The sequence below is a fragment of the Streptomyces sp. NPDC043896 genome (genome assembly GCF_056435605.1).
Genome location: NZ_JBWKEE010000018.1, coordinates 24,169 through 44,893, shown reverse-complemented (window position 1 = coordinate 44,893; position 20,725 = coordinate 24,169). Strand labels below are relative to the sequence as shown.

Sequence of the window (20,725 nt, the reverse complement as noted above, 5' to 3'; positions counted from 1 at the left end):
TCGGGTGGGGCTGAGCGAAGGGGGGCGCGGGTGCGGGAACGCGTGTGCGGCCGGGCCCGTCGGGGCCCGGCCGCACAGGGAGCGGTCGTCGGTGGTGGCGCTCAGCCCGCCGGGGCGGGGCCCGGCGCCGGCGGGAGTCCGCCGTCCATGCGGGGGCCCGGGCCGGAGGCCGGCCCCGGCGGGGGAGCGGAGGGCGGGCCGGACGGAGCCGACGCGGACGGCTGGAGGGACTGCGCCGTGCGCAGCGCCGTGGCGTGGGCCCACGGCCCGGTGGTCACGGCCCCCACCACGAGGACCAGCAGCGCACAGCCGGTGATGATCCACCAGGCGGGCCGGGTCGCCGTCGCGAAGTCCGCGCCGCCCGCCGTCCCCGCCGCGAGCACCGCTCCTATGACGGCCACGCCCAGCGCCCCGCCGGTCTGCCGGCTGGTCGAGGCCACCGCGGCCGCCACCCCCGCCTGGGCGCGCGGCATCCCGGACACCGCCGTATTGGTGATCGGGGCGTTCACCAGCCCGAAGCCGATGCCGAAGAGCACGTACCCGGTGAACATCAGCGGGGTGGAGGTCTCCGCCGAGAACGCCGCGAACAGCAGCCCGCTCGCTCCCATGGCCGCCCCCGAGATCAGCAGCGACGGCCGCGGCCCGTGGCTGGCGACCAGCCGCCCCGACACCGGCGCGCACAGGAAGGCGAAGACGGCCATCGGCAGCATGTGCAGCCCGGCGTCCAGGGCGTCCAGCCCCCGTACCTCCTGGAGGTAGAGGGTGGTGAGGAAGAGGAAGCCGGACAGCGAGGCGAAGGTGCTCACCGCGATCACGGTCGCCCCGCTGAAAGGGGCGCTGCGGAAGAACCGGGGGTCGATCAGCGGGTCCGCCCGCCGGGACTCGTAGAACACCAGCCCGGCCAGCGCGGCCGCGGCGCCCAGCGCGCACGCGAGGATCGGCGGGGAGTCCCAGCCCTGGGCCGGGGCCTCGATGATCGCGTACGTCACGCCGCCCAGCAGCGCCATCACCAGCAGCTGCCCCACCGGGTCCGGCCGGCGCGGGCGCTCGGACCGGGACTCCGGGACGTGCCGCAGGGTCAGGACGAGGGCCAGCAGTCCGACGGGCAGGTTGACCCAGAAGATGGACCGCCAGCCCACCGAGTCCACCAGCAGCCCGCCGACCAGGGGGCCGGCGGCCATGGAGATGCCGACGACCGCGCCCCAGACGCCGATGGCGCGGGCGCGCTCCTTCGGGTCGGTGAAGGTGTTGGTGATGATCGACATGGCGACGGGGTTGAGCATCGCCCCGCCGACGGCCTGGAGCATCCGGAAGACGATCAGCCATTCGAGGCTCGGCGCCAGCGAGCACAGCACCGATCCCGCCGTGAAGAGGACCAGACCCCAGACGAACACCCTGCGGCGGCCGATCCGGTCCGCCGTGGACCCGGCCAGTATCAGCAGCGAGGCGATGACCAGGGTGTAGGCGTCGATGGTCCACTGCATCCCCGAGACCGAGGCGTGGAACTCGCGGCGCATCGCCGGGAGGGCCACGTTCAGCACGGTGTTGTCCAGGCTGACGATCAGCAGGCTCATGCAGCAGATCCCCAGGATGAGCAAGCGACGCCTGCGGCTCATGTGATCCACGTCACTCATGTGATGCATACCGCCGATAGTACGGCTAACTAACGAACGCCGCGTGCGCGAGAATGGGGGGATGACCACGCTCCCTCCGCCCCTCGCGATCGGCCCGCACACCGTGCAGCCCCCGGTGGTGCTCGCGCCCATGGCCGGCATCACGAATGCCCCGTTCCGCACGCTCTGCCGCGAGTTCTCAGGCGGCAAGGGGCTGTTCGTGAGCGAGATGATCACGACCCGCGCCCTGGTCGAGCGCAACGACAAGACCATGCAGCTGATCCACTTCGACGCGACCGAGAAGCCGCGCTCGATTCAGCTGTACGGGGTGGACCCCGTGACCGTCGGCAAGGCCGTCCGCATGATCGTCGAAGAGGACCGCGCCGACCACATCGACCTCAACTTCGGCTGCCCGGTCCCCAAGGTCACCCGCAAGGGCGGCGGCTCGGCCCTCCCGTACAAGCGCAACCTGCTGCGCGCCATCCTGCGCGAGGCCGTCGCGGGCGCCGGCGACCTGCCGGTGACGATGAAGATGCGCAAGGGCATCGACGACGACCACCTCACCTACCTCGACGCCGGCCGGATCGCCGTCGAGGAGGGCGTCACCGCCATCGCCCTGCACGGCCGCACCACCGCCCAGCACTACGGCGGCACCGCCGACTGGGAGGCCATCGCCCGGCTCAAGGAGCACGTGCCGGAGATCCCCGTGCTCGGCAACGGCGACATCTGGTGCGCCGAGGACGCGCTGCGCATGGTCCGCGAGACCGGCTGCGACGGCGTGGTGGTCGGGCGCGGCTGCCTGGGCCGGCCGTGGCTGTTCAACGACCTCGTGGCCGCCTTCGAGGGGCGCCCGGAGGACTTCCACAAGCCGGCGCTGCGGGAGGTCGCGGCCACGATGCTGCGGCACGCGCAGCTGCTGGGTGAGTGGATCGGGGACGAGGCGCGCGGTGTGATCGATTTCCGTAAGCACGTCGCCTGGTACCTCAAGGGCTTCGCCGTCGGTTCCGAGATGCGGGGCAAGCTCGCGGTGACCTCCTCCCTGGCCGAACTGGACGCTCATCTGAGCGAGCTCGACCTGGACCAGCCCTGGCCCGACGGAGCGGACGGCCCGCGCGGCAGGACGTCCGGAAACAACCGGGTTGTCCTGCCGGATGGCTGGTTGAAGGATCCCTACGACTGCGCCGGTGTGAGCGAGGACGCCGAGCTGGACACGTCCGGAGGCTGAGAAATCGCCCTCCGTGCCGCGTGATATACGCCACGCATGGGAGGGGTTTCGCTCAGATGAGCGCGTAAGTCACGGGTAAGACTTTCAAAGGGTGGCACTGGGTGCCACCCTTTGTTCGTTCAAGAATTGAACGCAAATGTATCGATGATCGCTCATCCGAGCGCGATCAAGCCTCAGGAGGCCTCTCACGCTTCGGCTTCTGAATGCTCTTCGTACGTTCGCATTACTCATCGGTTACTTTCGATCCCCTGGCGCACGGGTGGTTACGCCCTCATGACGGCCAAGTGGACATACCCAGAAGCCTTCGATCTGGGTATGTTCCTGGCCGTCAGGGCAGCCACCCGAGTCCTCGAGGAGTCGAGACCCGTGTCGGAAAACAAAGATCAGAAGTTCGTCTACGACTTCACCGAGGGCAACCGGGACCTCAAGGACCTTCTCGGCGGCAAGGGGGCCAACCTCGCCGAGATGACCAACCTGGGTCTCCCCGTCCCTCCCGGCTTCACCATCACCACCGAGGCCTGCAAGGTCTACCTCGAGAGCGGCACGGCCCCGGCCGCGCTCCGCGACGAGGTCAGCGCGCACCTCACCGCCCTTGAGGCGAAGATGGGCAAGAAGCTCGGCCAGTCGGACGACCCGCTGCTGGTCTCCGTCCGCTCCGGCGCCAAGTTCTCCATGCCGGGCATGATGGACACGGTCCTCAACATCGGCCTTTCCGACGAGTCCGTCGTCGGCCTCGCCGCCCAGGCCGACAACGAGCGCTTCGCCTGGGACTCGTACCGCCGCCTCATCCAGATGTTCGGCAAGACCGTCCTCGGTGTGGAGGGCGAGCTCTTCGAGGACGCCCTCGACGACGCCAAGGCCGCCAAGAAGGTCGCCGTCGACACCGACCTCGACGCCGCCGACCTCAAGAAGCTGGTCAAGGTCTTCAAGAAGATCGTCGCCAAGGAGGCCGGCCGGGAGTTCCCGCAGGACGCCCGCGAGCAGCTCGACCTCGCCGTCGAGGCCGTCTTCAACTCCTGGAACACCGACCGCGCCAAGCTCTACCGCCGCCAGGAGCGCATCCCGAGCGACCTGGGCACCGCGGTCAACATCTGCTCCATGGTCTTCGGCAACCTCGGCCCCGACTCGGGCACCGGTGTCGCCTTCACCCGCGACCCCGCCAGCGGCCACGCCGGCGTCTACGGCGACTACCTGCAGAACGCGCAGGGCGAGGACGTCGTCGCGGGCATCCGCAACACGGTCCCGCTCGCGGACCTGGAGGCCATCGACAAGGCCTCGTACGACCAGCTCATGACGATCATGACGACGCTGGAGACCCACTACAAGGATCTCTGCGACATCGAGTTCACCATCGAGCGCGGCCAGCTGTGGATGCTCCAGACCCGCGTCGGCAAGCGCACCGCCGGTGCCGCCTTCCGCATCGCCACGCAGCTCGTCGACCAGGGCCTGATCTCCGAGGCCGAGGCCCTCCAGCGCGTCACGGGCCACCAGCTGGCGCAGCTGATGTTCCCGCGCTTCGACGAGGACGCGAAGACCACGCTGCTCGGCCGCGGTATCGCCGCCTCCCCGGGCGCGGCGGTCGGCAAGGCCGTCTTCGACTCGTACACGGCCGTCAAGTGGTCCCGCTCCGGCGAGAAGGTCATCCTGATCCGCCGCGAGACCAACCCGGACGACCTCGACGGCATGATCGCCTCCGAGGGCATCCTGACCTCGCGCGGCGGCAAGACCTCGCACGCCGCCGTCGTCGCCCGCGGCATGGGCAAGACCTGCGTCTGCGGCGCCGAGGAGCTCGACGTCGACACCAAGCGCCGCCGGATGACGGTCGGCGAGACGGTCATCGAAGAGGGCGACGTCGTCTCCATCGACGGCTCCACCGGCAAGGTCTACCTCGGTGAGGTACCCGTCGTACCGTCCCCGGTCGTCGAGTACTTCGAGGGCCGCATGCACGCCGGCGCCGACGACGCCGACGAACTCGTCGGCGCCGTGCACCGGATCATGGCGTACGCGGACCGGGTCCGCCGCCTGCGGGTGCGCGCCAACGCCGACAACGCCGAGGACGCGCTGCGCGCCCGCCGCTTCGGCGCCCAGGGCATCGGCCTGTGCCGCACCGAGCACATGTTCCTCGGCGAGCGCCGCGAGATGGTCGAGCGCCTGATCCTCGCGGACACCGACGGCGAGCGCGAGGAGGCACTCAGTGCCCTCCTGCCGCTCCAGAAGAAGGACTTCGTCGAGCTGTTCGAGGCGATGGACGGCCTGCCCGTCACCGTCCGCCTCCTGGACCCGCCGCTGCACGAGTTCCTGCCCGACATCACCGAGCTGTCGGTGCGCGTCGCCCTCGCCGAGTCCCGCAAGGACGCCAACGAGAACGACCTGCGCCTGCTCCAGGCCGTGCACAAGCTGCACGAGCAGAACCCGATGCTGGGTCTGCGCGGCGTCCGTCTCGGCCTGGTCATCCCCGGCCTGTTCGCCATGCAGGTCCGGGCGATCGCCGAGGCCGCCGCCGAGCGCAAGAACGCCAAGGGCGACCCGCGCGCCGAGATCATGGTCCCGCTCGTGGGCACCGTCCAGGAGCTGGAGATCGTCCGCGAGGAGGCCGACGCGATCATCGCCGAGGTCGAGGCCGCCACCGGCACCAGCCTCAAGCTGTCGGTCGGCACGATGATCGAGCTGCCTCGCGCCGCGCTGACCGCCGCCCAGATCGCCGAGGCCGCGCAGTTCTTCTCCTTCGGCACGAACGACCTGACCCAGACGGTGTGGGGCTTCTCCCGCGACGACGTCGAGGCCAGCTTCTTCACCGCGTACCTGGAGAAGGGCATCTTCGGGGTCTCGCCCTTCGAGACCATCGACAAGGACGGCGTCGGCTCCCTCGTGCGCCACGCGGTCGAGCAGGGCCGGGCCACCCGCCCCGACCTCAAGCTCGGCGTCTGCGGTGAGCACGGCGGCGACCCGGAGTCGGTGCACTTCTTCCACGAGGTCGGCCTCGACTACGTCTCCTGCTCGCCGTTCCGGATCCCGGTGGCGCGCCTGGAGGCCGGCCGCGCCGCCGCCGAGGCGAAGGGCTCCGACAGCCGCTGAGCCCCCTGCGGGGTCCTCCGGGGCCCCCAGAGCCCGCCGGGCCCCCACGGGCCCGGTGAGCCCCCTGACTGCGCCCTCCCCCCGGTTCCCTGACTGCCGGGGGGCGGGCGCAACCCATTTCGGGGTCCGGACAGGACGCCGCTCCGCGAGACGGGTCGTGTCGCGAAATATTCAACAATGTCATTACGGCGCCAGGCGGTGGACGGATCCCCACCCGTCCACCGCCTGACGCCTATCCGCCAGGCACGTCGGCGCTTCCCGGTGCGACCGACCGCCAGGCCCCGCAAAGCCCCCCACGGCCTTCACGGAGCGTTTCGGTCGCGCCGGAGTGTGCCTGGCGGAGTACAGGATTTCGCTTGTCACGCCCCTGCCGAAAGGGGTTTCAACTGTGGCCGAAAGGGCGTGGTGACCACGTGTGACGGCATGCATACTCGTGGGGCGGGGGGATTGCGGTTGCACAGCTGGGGGTTCGGTGCTTCGTATCCATTTCACTGGAGTGGACCTGGCACGCGTACGGATGGCAGGGCGTCCCGATGCGTTGTGGGAAACGATTCTTAGTTTTCATCGCTTAAGAGACCGGCGTGACGCCCGGTTCTTCGGTGAATGGCGGACGGAAACCCGGAGCCGGTTGAATGGTGAAACAAGGCTGCTGGGTGCGCTCATACCGGCTCGCGGCTATTTCCCCGATTTCCTGACCCCGGCCGAGGGCCAGTACGGGTGGGACCTCGGGCTCGACGCGCTGCGCGGGCTGCGTCCCGAGCGGCTGCGCCGGGAGCTGTCCCTCGTGGGCTCCGGCGCCGGCACGGGCTTCGGCGCGGCCTTCGGGACCCCGCCGCCCACCCGGCTGCGGGAGCTCATGGACGGCGGGACCAAACACCTGCCCCGGCTGCTGGGCGAGCTGCGCGCGTACCACCGGGCGGCCGTGGAGCCGTACTGGAGCCACATCCAGGCCCAGATCGAGGCCGAGCGGGCGGCACGCGGCCGCGCCCTCCTCGACGGGGGCGCGGACGAGCTGCTGGCCTCGCTCCCGCCGATGCTGCGCTGGCGGGCCCCGGTGCTGGAGTGCGAGTACCCGGTCGACCGGGACGTACGGCTGCGCGGGCGCGGGCTGCTGCTCCAGCCGTCCTTCTTCTGCCGCCGGACCGCGGTGACCCTGCACGACCCGGAGCTGCCGCCGGTGCTGGTCTACCCGGCCGCCGCCCAGCTGGCCTCCGCCGCGGCGAGCGGGGAGGCGGCCCGGCCGGCCGAGGAGCAGCGCCAGCGCACCCTGGGCAAGCTGGTGGGGCACACCCGCTCGGTGGTGCTGCGGGCCATCGGCGACGGGGCCACCACCAGCGAGCTGGCCCGCCGGGCCGGGGTCTCCCTGGCCTCCGCGAGCCAGCACGCCTGCGTGATGCGCGAGGCGGGCCTGGTGACCACCCTGCGCCACGGCAACGCGGTCCTGCACACGGTGACGCCGCTGGGCGCGGCCCTGCTCAAGGGCGGCGCGGTGGTCTCCTGAAGGATCGGTTCAGCGGACGTGCCGGGGCCCGGCGGGGGAGGCGTGGACCGTCTCCCCGCCGGGCCCCGGCGGCCTCGGGCGTCAGACGCGGAACGGCCCGGTCACCTCGTACGTGATGCCGCCGGTCGAGGAACCGCTCGTCCCGCGCTGGCTGCTGAAGTACAGCCGGCTGCCGTTCGGGGAGAACGCGGGGCCGGTGATCTCCGACGAGGACTGGCCCGTGATCCGCAGGAAGGGCGCCACCACGTCGTCCGGGGTGATCACGCAGATCTCCATGTTGCCGCCGTCCTCGGCGACGTACAGGTCGCCGTACGTCGACCCGGTGACGTTGTCGACGCCGGTCAGCGGCGCCGCGCCGCCGGGCACCAGGGAGTCGTCGTAGGCCAGCTCGTACGTGCTGTTGGCGAGGTTGAGCTGCCAGACCCGGTTGTCACCCTTGGTCGTGAACCAGACCGTGTCGTTCGCGTAGTGGCAGCCCTCGCCGCCGTTGAACACCTTCGCGCCCGACACCTGGCTGCGGGTGGCGGTCGGGGAGCCGTCCGGATCGGGCACGTTGGCCCAGGTGAAGGAGCCGGAGGTGCCACTGCCGGCCTTCAGGACCTGGAGCGTGCCGGAGGAAAGGTTGCCCCAGGTGGTGGGCACGAAGCGGTAGAAGCAGCCGTTCGACTCGTCCTCGGTCAGGTAGACCACCTGGCGCACCGGGTCGGCCGCCGCCGCCTCGTGTTTGAAGCGTCCCATCGCGGACCGCCGCACGGCGGCGTTGACCCCGTACGGGTCGCTCTCGTAGACGTAGCCGAGGCTGACCTCCTCGCACGACAGCCAGGTGTTCCACGGGGTCTTGCCGCCCGCGCAGTTCTGCCGGGTGTTCGAGAGGATCCGGTACGCCCCGGTGACCGTGCCCGAGGAGTTGAACTTCACCGCGCTCGCGCCGCCGCTCGGGTTGATCTCCGAGTTCGACACGTAGATCCAGCCGCTGCCGTCCGCGAAGCACGCGCCGCCGTCCGGGGCGCTGTGCCAGGTGTACGAGGTGCCGCTCACCGTCTGGGACGAGCGGGCGATGACCCGGCTGGTGAAGCCGGACGGGAGCATGATCCCGTTGGCGTCCGCGGCGCCCAGGGCGCCGTAGGGCCCGGCACCGGGCTGGGCGGGGGCGGCGTACGCGGCCCCGTGGCTCAGGGTGCCGGCGAAGGCGGCGGCCGAGGTGCCGATCACGGCACCGCGCAGGAAGGTACGACGTTCCACGGTCACTCCTGTGGGAGGAGGGCCCCGCGCCCGGTCGGGCGCGTGGTCTCGCGCGTCGAGGAACCTAGGGGCGTCGCATGGACGCGACGCCAACTCCTCATGACGCGCGAGCGACCGGCTCGGGGTCAATCCCCCGGCGGCGGCCCCGGCCCCGGCAGACTGCCGGAAGCAGCCGTTCCCATGGCCCTGACCTGCTGGAACGAAATCACCGAAAAATCTTCTCGGGACAGCGATGAGTTCTGCCCGCGCCCCGGGTCTACCCCTTCGACAGCACACCGCGTACCGCACCCCGCGTACCACGCACCGCACCGCACGGCACCGAGAAGAGGAACCGACATGACCCAGATGATCTTCGTCAACCTGCCCGTGAAGGACCTGGACGCCTCGAAGGCCTTCTGGGAGAAGCTCGGCTACTCCTTCAACCCGCAGTTCACCGACGAGACGGCGGCCTGCCTGGTGTTCGGCGAGAGCATCTTCGCGATGCTCCTCACCGAGGAGAAGTTCAAGGAGTTCGCCACCAAGCCCGTCGCCGACGCCTCGAAGACCACCGAGGTCATGGTCGCGCTCAGCGCCGACAGCCGCGAGAAGGTCGACGAGGTCGTCGGCGCCGCCCTCGCGGCCGGCGCCGTCGAACCCCGCCCCGTCATGGACTACGGCTTCATGTACGGCCGCGCCTTCGAGGACCTGGACCACCACGTCTGGGAGTACGTCTGGATGGACCCGGCCGCGGTCGAGGGCTGACGGCCTACGGGGCGGAGGCGGTCCGCACCGGGTACGTCCGGACCGCCACCTCCTCGTCGTCCAGGCAGCGCCCCGACTCCAGGTCGAAGCGCTGCTTCAGCAGCGGCGAGGCCACGAACGCCCGGCCCCCCGCCCGTCCCACCAGCCCCCGCGACAGGACGTGCGCCCCGGTGAACGGGTCCTGGTTGCCGATGGCGTACGGCTGCCCGGCGCGGTCCAGGAACACCGCGGCCTGGCTCCCGTCCGGCAGCAGCGCCGCGACCCCGCGCCCCGGCGTGAGCGCCGACAGCTCGCACACCGCCACCCAGCCTCCGGACACCTGCAGTTCGACGGTCATCGGGCCGGCCCTCCAATGGTCAGGACGGCCAGGTCGGGCTTGACCTGGTCGCGCTCGGGAACGAACTTCACGGTCGGATCGGGGGCGCCCGGCGCGTTGACGAAGGACACGAAGCGGCGCATCCGGTCCGGGTCCGCCAGGGTCTGCGCCCACTCGTCGCGGTAGTGCGCCACGTGGTCGGCCATCAGCGCCTCCAGCTCCGCGCACAGCCCCAGCGAGTCGTGCACCACCACGTCCCGCAGGTGGTCCAGGCCGCCTTCCAGCCGGTCCAGCCAGGTGGAGGTCCGCTCCAGCCGGTCGGCGGTGCGGATGTAGAACATCAGGAACCGGTCGATGAGCCGCACCAGCTCGGCGTCGGACAGGTCCTGCGCCAGCAGGTCCGCGTGGCGCGGGGTCGCCCCGCCGTTGCCGCCGACGTACAGGTTCCAGCCGCTCGCCGTCGCGATGACCCCGAAGTCCTTGCTCTGCGCCTCCGCGCACTCGCGCGCGCAGCCGGACACCGCCGACTTCAGCTTGTGCGGGGCGCGCAGGCCCCGGTAGCGCAGCTCCAGGTCGATGGCCATCCGCACGCTGTCCTGCACCCCGTAGCGGCACCAGGTCTGCCCCACGCAGGACTTCACCGTCCGCAGGGCCTTCCCGTACGCGTGACCGGACTCGAAACCGGCGTCGACCAGGCGCGCCCAGATCTTCGGGAGCTGGTCCACGCTCGCGCCGAACAGGTCGATCCGCTGACCGCCCGTGATCTTCGTGTAGAGGCCGAAGTCGCGGGCCACCTCACCGATCACGATCAGCTTGTCCGGGGTGATCTCCCCGCCCGGGATGCGCGGCACGACCGAGTACGAACCGTTGCGCTGGAGGTTGGCGAGGAAGTGGTCGTTGGTGTCCTGGAGGGCCGCCTGCTCCCCGTCCAGTACGTAGCCGCTGGCGCCCAGGGTCGGGGCGAGGGAGGCGATGATCGAGCCGACGGCGGGCTTGCAGACCTCGCAGCCGTCGCCGCCGCGCGCCTCCTCCCGCCCGTGGCCGTCCAGGAGCGCCTGGTACGAGACCAGGCGCCGGGTGCGGACGATCTCGTACAGCTCGGCCCGGGTGTACGGGAAGCAGCCGCACAGCCCCTTGTCGGCGACGTCCGGCAGCAGCTGCCCGATCACCTTCAGGCAGCTGCCGCAGCCGGTGCCCGCCTTGGTGCACTTCTTCACCTCGGGCAGGGTCGAGCAGGCGGTGATGGCGCCCTTGGTGACGTTGTGGCAGGAGCAGATCACCGCCGTGTCCGGCAGCGCCGACGGGCCGAGCGCGACGGGCGCCCCCACCCCGGCGGGCAGTACCAGCTGCTCGGGGGCGACCGGCAGGACGCTGCCGGTCAGCGGGCGCAGCGTCCCGTACGCGTCGGCGTCGCCGACCAGCACGCCGCCGAGGAGGACCCCGTCGGCGGAGACGACCAGCTTCTTGTAGACGCCGGAGCGGGAGTCGGACCAGACCACGTCCAGGCTGCCCTCGGCGGTGCCGTGCGCGTCGCCGAAGGAGGCCACGTCCACCCCGAGCAGCTTCAGCTTGGTCGAGAGGTCGGCCCCGGTGAACTCCTTCTCCCGGCCCAGCAGGTCCTCGGCGGCCGTCTCGGCCATCTCGTAGCCGGGCGCGACCAGCCCGTAGACCCGGCCGTCGACGGCCTGCGCGCACTCGCCGATGGCGTACACGCGCGGGTCGGAGGTGCGGCAGCGGGCGTCCACGGTGATGCCGCCCCGCTCGCCGACGGCCAGGCCGGCGGCGCGGGCCAGCTGGTCGCGGGGCCGCACGCCGGCTGAGAAGACCACGAGCTCGGTCTCCACGGTGGAGCCGTCCGAGAGGCTCATCCCGCGCACCGAGCCGTCCTCGCCGGTCAGCACCTCCTGCGTGCCGACCCCGGTGTGCACGGTCAGGCCCATGCCCTCGATGGTGCGCAGCAGGGCCGCGCCGCCGCCCTCGTCCACCTGGACGGGCATCAGGCGCGGCGCGAACTCCACGATGCGGGTGGCGAGCCCGAGCCCCTGGAGCGCGCCCGCCGCCTCCAGACCGAGGAGGCCGCCGCCGACGACCGCTCCGCTGGAGCGCGTCTTGGCGTACTCCTCGATCGCGAGGAGGTCCTCGATGGTCCGGTACACGAAGCAGCCCGGGGCGTCCTTGCCGGGGACGGGCGGCACGAAGGGGTAGCTGCCGGTCGCCAGCACGAGCACGTCGTACGGGATCACCCGCCCGGAGCGGGAGGTGACGGTACGGGCGGCCGTGTCGACGTGCTCGGCCGGGTCGTCGAGGTGCAGCTCGATCCCGTGCTCCGCCATGAAGCCGGCGGGGGTCAGCGAAAGGTCCTCGGGAGTGGACCCGGAGAAGTACGAGGTGAGGTGGACGCGGTCGTAGGCGGCCCGGGGCTCCTCGCAGAGCACGGTGATCCGGTGCGTCCCGGTGGCACCGCGCTCGGCGAGGGCCTCCAGGTAGCGCTGGCCGACCATGCCGTGTCCGATGAGCACGATCGCGGGCAGGGGCTCGGGCACGGTCATCAGTGGCCTCCGTCGTCGGTGAGCAGGTGGAACGGGTCGTGCGGGGCGGTCAGGAACTCGTCGTCCTCCCAGGTGCGGGCGAGGGCCCCCACCGTGGAGAGCTCCCCGAGGAGCACCCCGCCGACGAGCCGGTCGCCGCGCAGGACGACCTTGCGGTAGGTGCGGCGGGTGGCGTCGGCGAGGCGGAGCACGTCGTCGCCGGGCAGCGGGGTCGGGTCGCCGAAGGCGGCGAGGTCGAAGGGGCCGGGGCCGCCGGCGGTGGGGAGGGTGAGGCGGGTGAGGGCGCGGGTGCCGGTGTACTCGGCGTCCTCCCCGCGCAGCACCGCCGCGAGGGCGTCGGCCTGCTCCAGGGCGGGCCCCGCCAGGCCGTACACCCGGCCGTCGTGCTCGGCGCAGTCGCCGACGGCGTGGACGTCCGGGTCGCTCGTGCGCAGCCGGCCGTCGACCACGACGCCCTTGCGGACCCGGAGCCCGGCCGCCTGGGCGAGCCCGACGCGGGGACGGACCCCGCAGGCGAGGACGACGACGTCGGCGTCGAGCCGGTACCCGTCGGCGAGCTCGACCCCCGTCACCCTGCGCGGCCCGGCCGCCGCGCGGGGCGGGGAGGACGTTCCGCGCGGCGGCGCTCCGGCCGTGGTGAGGCCCCTGACCCGGCACTCGGTGTGGATCTCCACGCCGAGCGCCGTCAGGTGATCCCGCAGCAGCGCGGAGGCGTCGGCGTCCAGCTGGCGCTCCATCAGGCGCTCCGCCTGCTGGGCGAGCACCACCTGCGCACCCCGCGCGGCCAGCGCACGCGCCGCCGAGACGCCCAGCAGCCCGCCGCCGATCACCACCGCCCGCACGCCCGGGCGTACGGCCTCCCCGAGGGCCAGGCAGTCGTCCATCGTGCGGAACGCGTGCACCCCTTCCGGGAGTTCCCGCCCGTCGGGAGCGAACAGCCCGCGCAGCGGAGGCAGTACCGGGTTCGAGCCGGTGGCGAGCACCAGGGTGTCGTACCGCTCCACGGAGCCGTCGTCACAGTGGACGGCACGGTCCGCGCGGTCGATCCGCACGGCCCGGACACCCCGGCGCAGCGCCGGGCCGGGGGCCGGGAGCGAGGTGACCGCGGGCGCGTACCGGCCGGCCAGCACCTCGGCCAGCAGGACCCGGTTGTAGGGGGCGTGGGTCTCCTCCCCGAGGACGGTCACCGCCGCACCGGGGCCCAGCCGCGCAGCGAGCCGCAGGCCCGCCAGGCCGCCGCCGATCACCACCACACGCTGTTCCGAGGTCATGGCACGAGCCTGCGGGCCCGCTGTTTCCCCGTGGCATCGCTCCTGTTACCCGGACGGAACACCGGCCTCAGCGCCCGGATCAAGGGTCCGTGAGGCCCTCCTCAAGGCCGCCCTGGGGATCACCGCGAGGGCCGTCCGGGCAGCTCGGAGCCCCCTCGCGTGGACGTCATGCGAGATGCGGCGGGGCCGGGGCCGGCCGGGGTGCCGGCCCCAGCCCCGCTGACCGCGCTGGCGCCCCGGCCGCTCCGGCGGCCCCGGACCGGGTGCCGCCCCGGCGAAGCTCAACCTTTGCGCAAGTTTCCGGGGATTGATGGATCCTGCATCGAACCGGTCCCTAGGGTCGTGTCCGTGCCTGACTTGTCAACAACGATGATCATCGTGCTGTGCGTGGCCGCCGCGGCGGCAGGGTGGATCGACGCGGTGGTCGGCGGCGGGGGACTGCTGCTCCTGCCGGCCCTGCTGCTCGGCCTTCCGCACGCCCACCCCGCCGCCGTCCTCGGGACCAACAAGGCGGTGGCCATCGTCGGCACCGCCGGGGCGGCCGTCACGTACGCGCGCAAGACCCCGGTGGACGTGAAGCTCGCCGTCCGCATCGGCCTGGCCGCGGTCGCCGGATCGATGGGCGGGGCCGCGCTCGCCGGCGGGATCGGCAAGGACACCATGCGGCCGCTGATCATGGCCGTGCTGGTGGTCGTCGCCGCCGTGGTCATCTTCAAACCGGGCTTCGGGGCCGTCCCCGCCGCCTCGCCCGTCTCCCGCGGCCGCGTCCTGCTCGCGATCGCCCTCGCGGGAGTGGGCATCGGCTTCTACGACGGCCTCGTCGGGCCCGGCACCGGAACCTTCCTGGTGCTGGCCCTGACCGCCCTGCTCCACCTCGACCTGGTCACCGCCTCTGCCACCGCCAAGATCGTCAACTGCTGCACCAACGGCGGGGCGCTCGCGATGTTCGCGTACCAGGGCATGGTGTTCTGGCAGCTGGCCGCGCTGATGGCGGTCTTCAACCTGGCCGGCGGCATGGTCGGGGCCCGGATGGCGCTGAAGAAGGGAAGCGGCTTCGTCCGCGGCGTGCTGCTCACCGTGGTGGGCGCGCTGGTGGTCAAGCTCGGCCTCGAACAGTGGGGGTAGAGAACGTGGGGGAACGTCCCGTCAGTACGTCCCCGTGAGGTGGGCGAAGACGACCACGTTGCCCTGGTAGCCGGTGCGCGGCGAGAACGCGCCGCCGCAGGTGATCACCCGCAGCTCGGCGCGCGGCGAGGCCCCGTACACGCGCCGGTCGGGGAAGGCCCCGGCGTCGTGGACCTCCACCGCGTGGACGGTGAACACGGCCGTACGCCCGTCCGCGCGCGCGACCTCGACGGCGGCCCCCCGGCGCAGCGCGCCCAGGTGGTAGAAGACGGCCGGGCCGCTCGCGTGGTCGACGTGGCCCGCGATCACGGCGGTGCCCGTGGCCCCCGGGGTGGTCCCGTCCCGGTACCAGCCGGCCAGGTCGCGGCGGGCCGGCGGGGGCACTTCGAGGCTGCCGTCGCGGTCCAGGCCCAGCCCGGTCAGCGGGGCGTCCACCCGGAGCGACGGGATCCGGATCCGCACGGGCGGGGACCCGGGGAGCGGGTCGATGCTGCCGGGGTAGAGGGGCTGCGCGCTCAGCGCCTCGGCGGGGGAGGGCAGCGGGGGGCGTACGGTCACGGCGGATCCGCTGCCGATGAGCCAGACCCCGACGCAGGCGGCGATCGCGACCAGTCCGGCCCGCGCCCGCGGCGGCGCGCCCCCGCCGTCCGGCACGCCGCCCCGCCAGCCAGGGAACCCGCCACGCATGTGCCGTACCCCCTCGTCTCGCCGTTGCTGGGAGTGGAGTGGCCGTCGCCCGTCCCCGCGAACGGGGGGGACCTCGCGGGGCGGGCGACGGTGGAGGCGGTACCGGTCGGACCGCGGCCGCAGCCGCGGTGGGCGCCCGTCAGCTCCGCGTGCCGCTCGCCCGGCGACGCAGGAGCCAGGTACCGCCGACGGCGGCCGCGGCCAGCACTGCCGCTCCCGCCGTGATCTTGGCGGGGTCGGTGGCGGTGGTCGTGCCACCACCCACCCCGGTCCGTACGTGGCCCTGCGGGCCGCGTTCGGTGACGACCAGGTCGCCGGTGGCGAACTTGCCGTTCGCGCAGGTCGCGCCGATGCCGTAGGTGCCCGGCCGCAGGCCGTGGCCGACCCGGAACTGCCCCGTGACCACGTCCTCGCGGTTGCCCGGCACCAGCCGGAAGCGGCCGCCGTCGACCGTGGTGGCATCGCCCTCGGCCCGGCCGCCCCGGCCGCAGGCCTTGGTGTTCACGGTGACCGTGGCGCCCGGAGCCGCCGTCTTCGGCCAGACCTCCAGCACGGCGAAGTCCCCGGGCGCGAAGGCGGCCATGCCGAGCTCCGCGGCGGCCACCGCCCCGGCGACCGGACCGGCGAAGGCGACGGCGGTCAGCGCGGTGGCGGTGAGCACGTGGGCGGTGCTGCGGCGCATGGGTACTCCAGGGGACACGGGGTCGCTGTCTTGAGGTAAACCGGCGTGCCCGCACCGCGCCTGCCGAGCCTCCGTCAGATCGCGCCCGCCCCCACCCGTACGACACCCATCCGCCCAGGTCACAGCCATGAACGGGCATCCGTGTCCGCCCACGCCGTCCGGGTGACGTCAGGCCCTCGGGAGGGTCACCGTGGCCGCCGCACCCGCCGGGGCCGGGTTCGACAGGGTCACCCCGGCGCCCATCACCCGCGCCTGCCCGAAGGCGATCGTCAGCCCGAGCCCCGTGCCCTGGCCCCGCTCCGGAGTACCCGTCACGAACCGCCGCGGCCCCTCCCGCAGCAACTGCTCCGGATAGCCCGGACCGTCCTGGTCCCGGACGGTCACCGAGGCCCCCGACACCGTCACCGTGATCGGGCCGCTCCCGTGCTTGCGGGCATTGACCAGCAGGTTCGTCAGGATCCGCTCCAGACGCCGGGCATCGGTGCGCACCCGTGTCCCGCCCGGCCCCGCGGCGGTCCCGTCCGCTCCGGCCACCGCCGCCGCCACCCCCGACCGCTCCGTGATCGAGGCCACCAGCGGTCCCAGGACGTGCACCTCCAGCCGTGCCTCCTCCCGGTCCGCGTCCAGCCGGGCCACCTCCAGCAGGTCCTCCGTCAGCGTCCTCAGCGCCGCGACCCGGTCCCGGACCAGCTCCGTCGGCCGCCCGGCCGGCAGCAGCTCGGCCGCCGTGTGCAGGCCCGTCAGCGGGGTCCGCAGCTCGTGCGCCACGTCCGCCGTGAACCGCTGCTCAGCCTCCAGACGCTGCTGGAGGCTGGCCGCCATCGTGTCCACCGCCGAGGACAGCTCGGCCACCTCGTCACGGGTGCCGGGCGGCCCCGACTGCCCGATCCGGGCGTCCAGGTCGCCCGCGCTGATCCGCCGGGCCGTCTCCGCCGCCGTCCGCAGGTCCTTGCTGAGCCGGCTGGCCAGCAGCGCCCCGCCGACCGCCGCGAGCGCCACCACGCCCGTTCCGGAAGCGGCCAGCTGCGCGTCCAGTTCCTCCAGCTCGGCCTGCTCGGGGGCCAGCGACTGCCGCACCGTCAGCACGTGCCCGCCGCCCACCGGCCGGGCGGCCCACACGGCCGGGTCCGGTCCGGTCAGGTCGAGGTAGGTGGTGCGACGGCCGCCCAGGGCCGCCCCGCGCAGTTCCTCGGGGATGGCGGGGCAGTCGATCCGGGCATCGGCCTCCCCGACCTTGTCGGAGTCGAGCCGGCCGGTGATCTCGTAGATCTGCCGTACGCGGACCAGCTGGTCCACCGCGCTCTTGCGGGCCGCGTCGGACACCTGGCGCACCCGGGCCTCGTGGATCAGCACGCCGATCGTGACGGCGACCAGCGCACAGCCCACGGCCAGCAGGGCGGCGATCTTCCAGCGCAGCCCGAGGGCGCGCAGCCGGCGCCGGCAGCGGGTCGCGGGTGAGGTCCGCCGGGCCCTCACGGGGCGTCCTGGGGCTTGGTGTAGCGCCGTTCGTCGCTGACCACCGTCATCCGGGTGCCGTCCCAGCGGTAGCGGACGGCCTGTTCGGAGCCGTCGTCGGCGGCGGTGCGGACCAGCAGGTCCCGGCCGACGGACTCGGCGGCCATCCGCCGTCCGATGGTGAACAGGATGGGGACGATCCGCTTGTCCCGGGCCGCGTACACGCTGAGCGCGGTGCGGCCGCTCTCCGTGTCGGCGGCGACGACCAGCTCCTTCTGCCCGTCTCCGGTCAGGTCGACGTGGACCGGCGGGCGGACGCCGGCCTTGCCCGGTGTGCTGATCTGCCCCCTGCCGATCAGCACCTTCATCCGTTTGTCCGCCTTCACGACGGCCATCGCGTCCACCGCCGCCAGGCCCCCGGCGCCCACCTCCGGCGCGTCCGGCAGTGGCGAGGGCGGCGCCTGGCGGGTGCCGGTGGCCACCCCGGGCGCGCGCGGGGAGTCCTCGGCCCAGGCGGGCCACAGCGGCTCCGGCTGGGGCTGCGGGGAGACCGGGGCCGCGGGCTCGCCCGCGGCGAGCCCGCCGGGCGTGGCGCAGCCGGCCGCGGCGGCGGGCACGGCGGCGCAGAGCAGCACGGCGGCGGCAGCGGAGCGGAGGAGTGATCGCGTCATGGGGGAGCCGGGTGGGGTCGGGAAACGGGAGGAACCAGACGTTATGGGGTTCCCGTCACGGGAGCCGGGAGATTGTGTAACAGCGGTGCGTACGGTGGGGGTGCGCGGCGAGGAAGGGCCTAAGGGCCCGGACTCCCGCACGTCCAGTCGTAGTCAAGGGAGGGCCCTGTGGCATCGGCCGATCGGCCGGGAACCGGATCCGTCTCCGGATCCGCATCCGGTGTCCTGCCGTTCTTCGTGTACGGCACCCTGCGCCCCGGGCAGGTCAACCACGACCTCTTCCTGCGGGGCCGCACGGCCGCCGAGGAACCGGCCCGGCTGCCGGACGCGGCGCTGTACGACGGGCCCGGCTACCCGTACGCCGTCGACCGCCCGGGCTCCGGCATAGCCGGAGAGCTGATCACCGCCGCGCCGGGGGCGTACGCGGAACTGCTGGTCGCGCTGGACCTGCTGGAGGAGTACGCCGGCCCGGGGCACCCGGGGAACGTCTACGACCGGGTCGCCCGCGAGGCCGTCCGCCCCGACGGCAGCCGGGTCCGGGCCTGGGTCTACCTGGCCACGGCCCCCCTGGCCGGGCGGCTGGCCCGCTCGGGGACGGAGATCCCCTCGGGGGACTGGCTGCGCGGCTAGGCCGTGTCTTTCGGATCAGGCCGGGCTACAGGCCCTCGGCGCCGCGGTTGCGCAGGCGCTGGCCGTACTGCTGGAGCACCCACAGCTCCTGCTGGACCGCTGCGTGCTGCTCCGGCGGGGCGTGCGGGCCCAGCCGGGACAGGGAGCCCTGGATCTCGTGGACCCGGCGGTCCACCGCGCGCAGCCGCACCTGCACCAGCTGGACGCCCGCGTAGACCTCGTCCACCGTCTTCGCGTGGATGGCCTCCACCGCCAGCTCCGTCACCAGTGCCCGGACGGTGTCGTTCGGGGCGGCCTCGCGCACCCGCACCAGGTAGTCGTCGGTGCCCTGCGCCGCGCCGCCCGCGTCCTGGATGGCCTGACGGACAGCCGCGTACGGCGGGGCGGTGAACTCGTCCACCCCGTACGCGTCGAACGCGGGGGAGACCAGCGCCGGCCGCTGGAGCGCCAGCTTGAGCAGCTCGCGCTCGGTGCGGTGCGCCGGGCTGCGCAGGTTCAGGGCGGGACCGCCCGGCGCGGGGGCGGGCGCGGGGGTGTCCTCGTACGCCCGGCCGCGCTGCTGCTGCGGCGGGGACTGCTGGCCGCGCTCGCGCGCCCAGCGGGCGAGCTGCGCGACCCGCTTCACCACGAACTGCTCGTCCCGGATGCCCAGCATGCCCGCCAGCTGGACCGCCGACTCGTGCTGGATCGCGATGTTCTTGATCCCGGCGACCACCGGCGCGGCCTCGTCCAGCGCGGCCGCCCGGCCCGCCGGGTTCTCCAGGTTGTGCCGGGCCACGATGTGCCGCAGCGCGAACTCGAACAGCGGCGTGCGCGACTCCACCAGCCCCGCCACGGCACCGTCGCCCTGGGCCAGGCGCAGGTCGCAGGGGTCCATCCCGCCGGGGGTGATGGCGATCGAGGTCTCCGCCGCGAACTTCTGGTCGTCCTCGAAGGCCCGCAGCGCCGCCTTCTGCCCCGCCGCGTCACCGTCGAAGGTGAAGATCACCTCGGCGGTCGCGTTGTCCATCAGCAGCCGGCGCAGGATCTTGATGTGCTCCCCGCCGAAGGCCGTGCCACAGGTCGCGATCGCCGTGGTGACCCCGGCCAGGTGGCAGGCCATGACGTCGGTGTAGCCCTCGACGACCACCGCCCGCGAGGTCTTCGCGATCTCCTTCTTCGCCAGGTCGATGCCGTACAGCACCTGGGACTTCTTGTAGATCGCCGTCTCGGGGGTGTTCAGGTACTTCGGCCCGTTGTCGTCCTCGCGCAGCTTGCGCGCGCCGAAGCCGACGACCTCGCCGCTGATGTCGCGGATCGGCCACATGAGCCGGCCCCGGAAGCGGTCGATGGGCTTGCCGCTGCGGCTGTCCTGGGACAGCCCGGAGAGGACCAGCTCCTTGTCGGTGAAGCCCTTGCCGCGCAGGAACCGGGTCAGGTGGTCCCAGCCGGCCGGGCTGTAGCCCACGCCGAAGTGCTGGGCCGCCGCCTGGTCGAAGCCGCGCTCCGCCAGGAAGCGGCGGGCGATCTCAGCCTCGGCGCCGCCGAGCTGCTCCGCGTAGAAGACGGCGGCGGCCTTGTGCGCCTCGACCAGGCGGATCCGCTCGCCGCGGCCGCTGGTGCCGGCGGTGTAGCCGCCCTCCTCGTACCGCAGGGTGATGCCGGCCTGGCCGGCCAGGCGCTCGACCGCCTCCGAGAAGGACAGGTGGTCGATCTTCATGATGAAGTCGAGGGTGTCCCCGCCCGCCTGGCAGCCGAAGCAGTGGTAGAAGCCCTTGCTGGGGCTCACCTGGAAGGACGGGGACTTCTCGTCGTGGAAGGGGCACAGGCCCTTGAGGTTGCCGCCGCCGGCGTTGCGCAGCTGGAGGTACTCCGAGACCACGGCGTCGATCGGGACCGCGTCCCGTACCGCCTTCACGTCGTCGTCGTTGATCCGTCCAGCCACCCGTGAATTCTACGGCCG

Annotated in this window: 16 protein-coding genes; 6 read left to right on the top strand and 10 right to left on the bottom strand. The window is 72.9% G+C overall.

Annotated features, from left to right (window positions below):
* Positions 1–101 precede the first annotated feature (101 nt).
* Positions 102–1,634: an MFS transporter gene (locus tag AC069X_RS24730; protein WP_478731694.1), complete on the bottom strand. Its 1,533-nt coding sequence runs from the start codon at positions 1,632–1,634 to the stop codon at positions 102–104.
* 61 nt (positions 1,635–1,695) lie between these two features.
* On the opposite strand from AC069X_RS24730, the gene dusB reads away from it, so the two are divergent.
* The 3 genes from dusB to AC069X_RS24715 all read left to right on the top strand — a co-directional run bounded on the left by dusB (position 1,696) and on the right by AC069X_RS24715 (position 7,414).
* Entirely contained in the window at positions 1,696–2,838 is a 1,143-nt protein-coding gene (gene dusB / locus AC069X_RS24725) for a tRNA dihydrouridine synthase DusB (RefSeq protein ID WP_478731504.1), read from the top strand.
* A gap of 366 nt (positions 2,839–3,204) precedes the next feature.
* Entirely contained in the window at positions 3,205–5,913 is a 2,709-nt protein-coding gene (gene ppdK, locus AC069X_RS24720) for a pyruvate, phosphate dikinase (protein ID WP_478731502.1), read from the top strand.
* A 472-nt stretch (positions 5,914–6,385) separates the two neighbouring features.
* A complete protein-coding gene (locus AC069X_RS24715) occupies positions 6,386–7,414 on the top strand; it encodes an ArsR/SmtB family transcription factor (protein ID WP_478731500.1) in 1,029 nt (342 codons plus the stop codon).
* Between the two features lie 81 nt (positions 7,415–7,495).
* Here the strand turns inward: AC069X_RS24715 and AC069X_RS24710 are convergent, their stop codons facing one another.
* Positions 7,496–8,656: an alkaline phosphatase PhoX gene (locus AC069X_RS24710; RefSeq protein WP_478731498.1), complete on the bottom strand. Its 1,161-nt coding sequence runs from the start codon at positions 8,654–8,656 to the stop codon at positions 7,496–7,498.
* 336 nt (positions 8,657–8,992) lie between these two features.
* Between AC069X_RS24710 and AC069X_RS24705 the strand changes: the two genes are divergently transcribed.
* The gene (locus AC069X_RS24705) at positions 8,993–9,397 is read left to right on the top strand and encodes a VOC family protein (protein WP_478731496.1); all 405 of its coding nucleotides are present in this window, start codon (positions 8,993–8,995) and stop codon (positions 9,395–9,397) included.
* A gap of 4 nt (positions 9,398–9,401) precedes the next feature.
* On the opposite strand, the gene nirD is transcribed toward AC069X_RS24705, so the two are convergent.
* From nirD to AC069X_RS24690, 3 genes are read right to left on the bottom strand one after another with little or no spacing between them, the layout of a single operon-like run.
* Positions 9,402–9,734, bottom strand: a complete 333-nt coding sequence (nirD, locus tag AC069X_RS24700) for a nitrite reductase small subunit NirD (protein WP_478731494.1) — start codon at positions 9,732–9,734, stop codon at positions 9,402–9,404.
* Positions 9,731–12,262, bottom strand: a complete 2,532-nt coding sequence (gene nirB / locus AC069X_RS24695) for a nitrite reductase large subunit NirB (RefSeq protein WP_478731493.1) — start codon at positions 12,260–12,262, stop codon at positions 9,731–9,733. The genes nirD and nirB overlap by 4 nt, the downstream gene beginning before the upstream one ends.
* Positions 12,262–13,533, bottom strand: a complete 1,272-nt coding sequence (locus AC069X_RS24690) for an NAD(P)/FAD-dependent oxidoreductase (RefSeq protein ID WP_478731491.1) — start codon at positions 13,531–13,533, stop codon at positions 12,262–12,264. Before AC069X_RS24690 ends, nirB begins: the two co-directional genes overlap by 1 nt.
* Positions 13,534–13,881: 348 nt before the next feature.
* On the opposite strand from AC069X_RS24690, the gene AC069X_RS24685 reads away from it, so the two are divergent.
* The gene (locus AC069X_RS24685; RefSeq protein ID WP_478731489.1) at positions 13,882–14,658 is read left to right on the top strand and encodes a sulfite exporter TauE/SafE family protein; all 777 of its coding nucleotides are present in this window, start codon (positions 13,882–13,884) and stop codon (positions 14,656–14,658) included.
* A gap of 21 nt (positions 14,659–14,679) precedes the next feature.
* Here AC069X_RS24685 and AC069X_RS24680 read toward each other — a convergent pair whose 3' ends face one another.
* The 4 genes from AC069X_RS24680 to AC069X_RS24665 form a co-directional block, all read right to left on the bottom strand.
* Positions 14,680–15,345: a class F sortase gene (locus AC069X_RS24680; protein ID WP_478731487.1), complete on the bottom strand. Its 666-nt coding sequence runs from the start codon at positions 15,343–15,345 to the stop codon at positions 14,680–14,682.
* 139 nt (positions 15,346–15,484) lie between these two features.
* The gene (locus tag AC069X_RS24675) at positions 15,485–16,027 is read right to left on the bottom strand and encodes a hypothetical protein (protein WP_478731485.1); all 543 of its coding nucleotides are present in this window, start codon (positions 16,025–16,027) and stop codon (positions 15,485–15,487) included.
* Positions 16,028–16,195: 168 nt separating this feature from the next.
* Complete coding sequence (locus tag AC069X_RS24670) at positions 16,196–17,503, bottom strand: ATP-binding protein (protein ID WP_478731483.1); 1,308 nt, start codon at positions 17,501–17,503, stop codon at positions 16,196–16,198.
* Positions 17,500–18,153, bottom strand: coding sequence for a hypothetical protein (locus tag AC069X_RS24665; RefSeq protein WP_478731481.1), 654 nt, complete (start codon positions 18,151–18,153; stop codon positions 17,500–17,502). Before AC069X_RS24665 ends, AC069X_RS24670 begins: the two co-directional genes overlap by 4 nt.
* Positions 18,154–18,321: 168 nt before the next feature.
* Between AC069X_RS24665 and AC069X_RS24660 the strand changes: the two genes are divergently transcribed.
* The gene (locus AC069X_RS24660; protein ID WP_478731479.1) at positions 18,322–18,783 is read left to right on the top strand and encodes a gamma-glutamylcyclotransferase family protein; all 462 of its coding nucleotides are present in this window, start codon (positions 18,322–18,324) and stop codon (positions 18,781–18,783) included.
* Between the two features lie 25 nt (positions 18,784–18,808).
* Here AC069X_RS24660 and dnaG read toward each other — a convergent pair whose 3' ends face one another.
* Complete coding sequence (dnaG, locus tag AC069X_RS24655; protein ID WP_478731477.1) at positions 18,809–20,707, bottom strand: DNA primase; 1,899 nt, start codon at positions 20,705–20,707, stop codon at positions 18,809–18,811.
* Between the last annotated feature and the right edge of the window lie 18 nt (positions 20,708–20,725).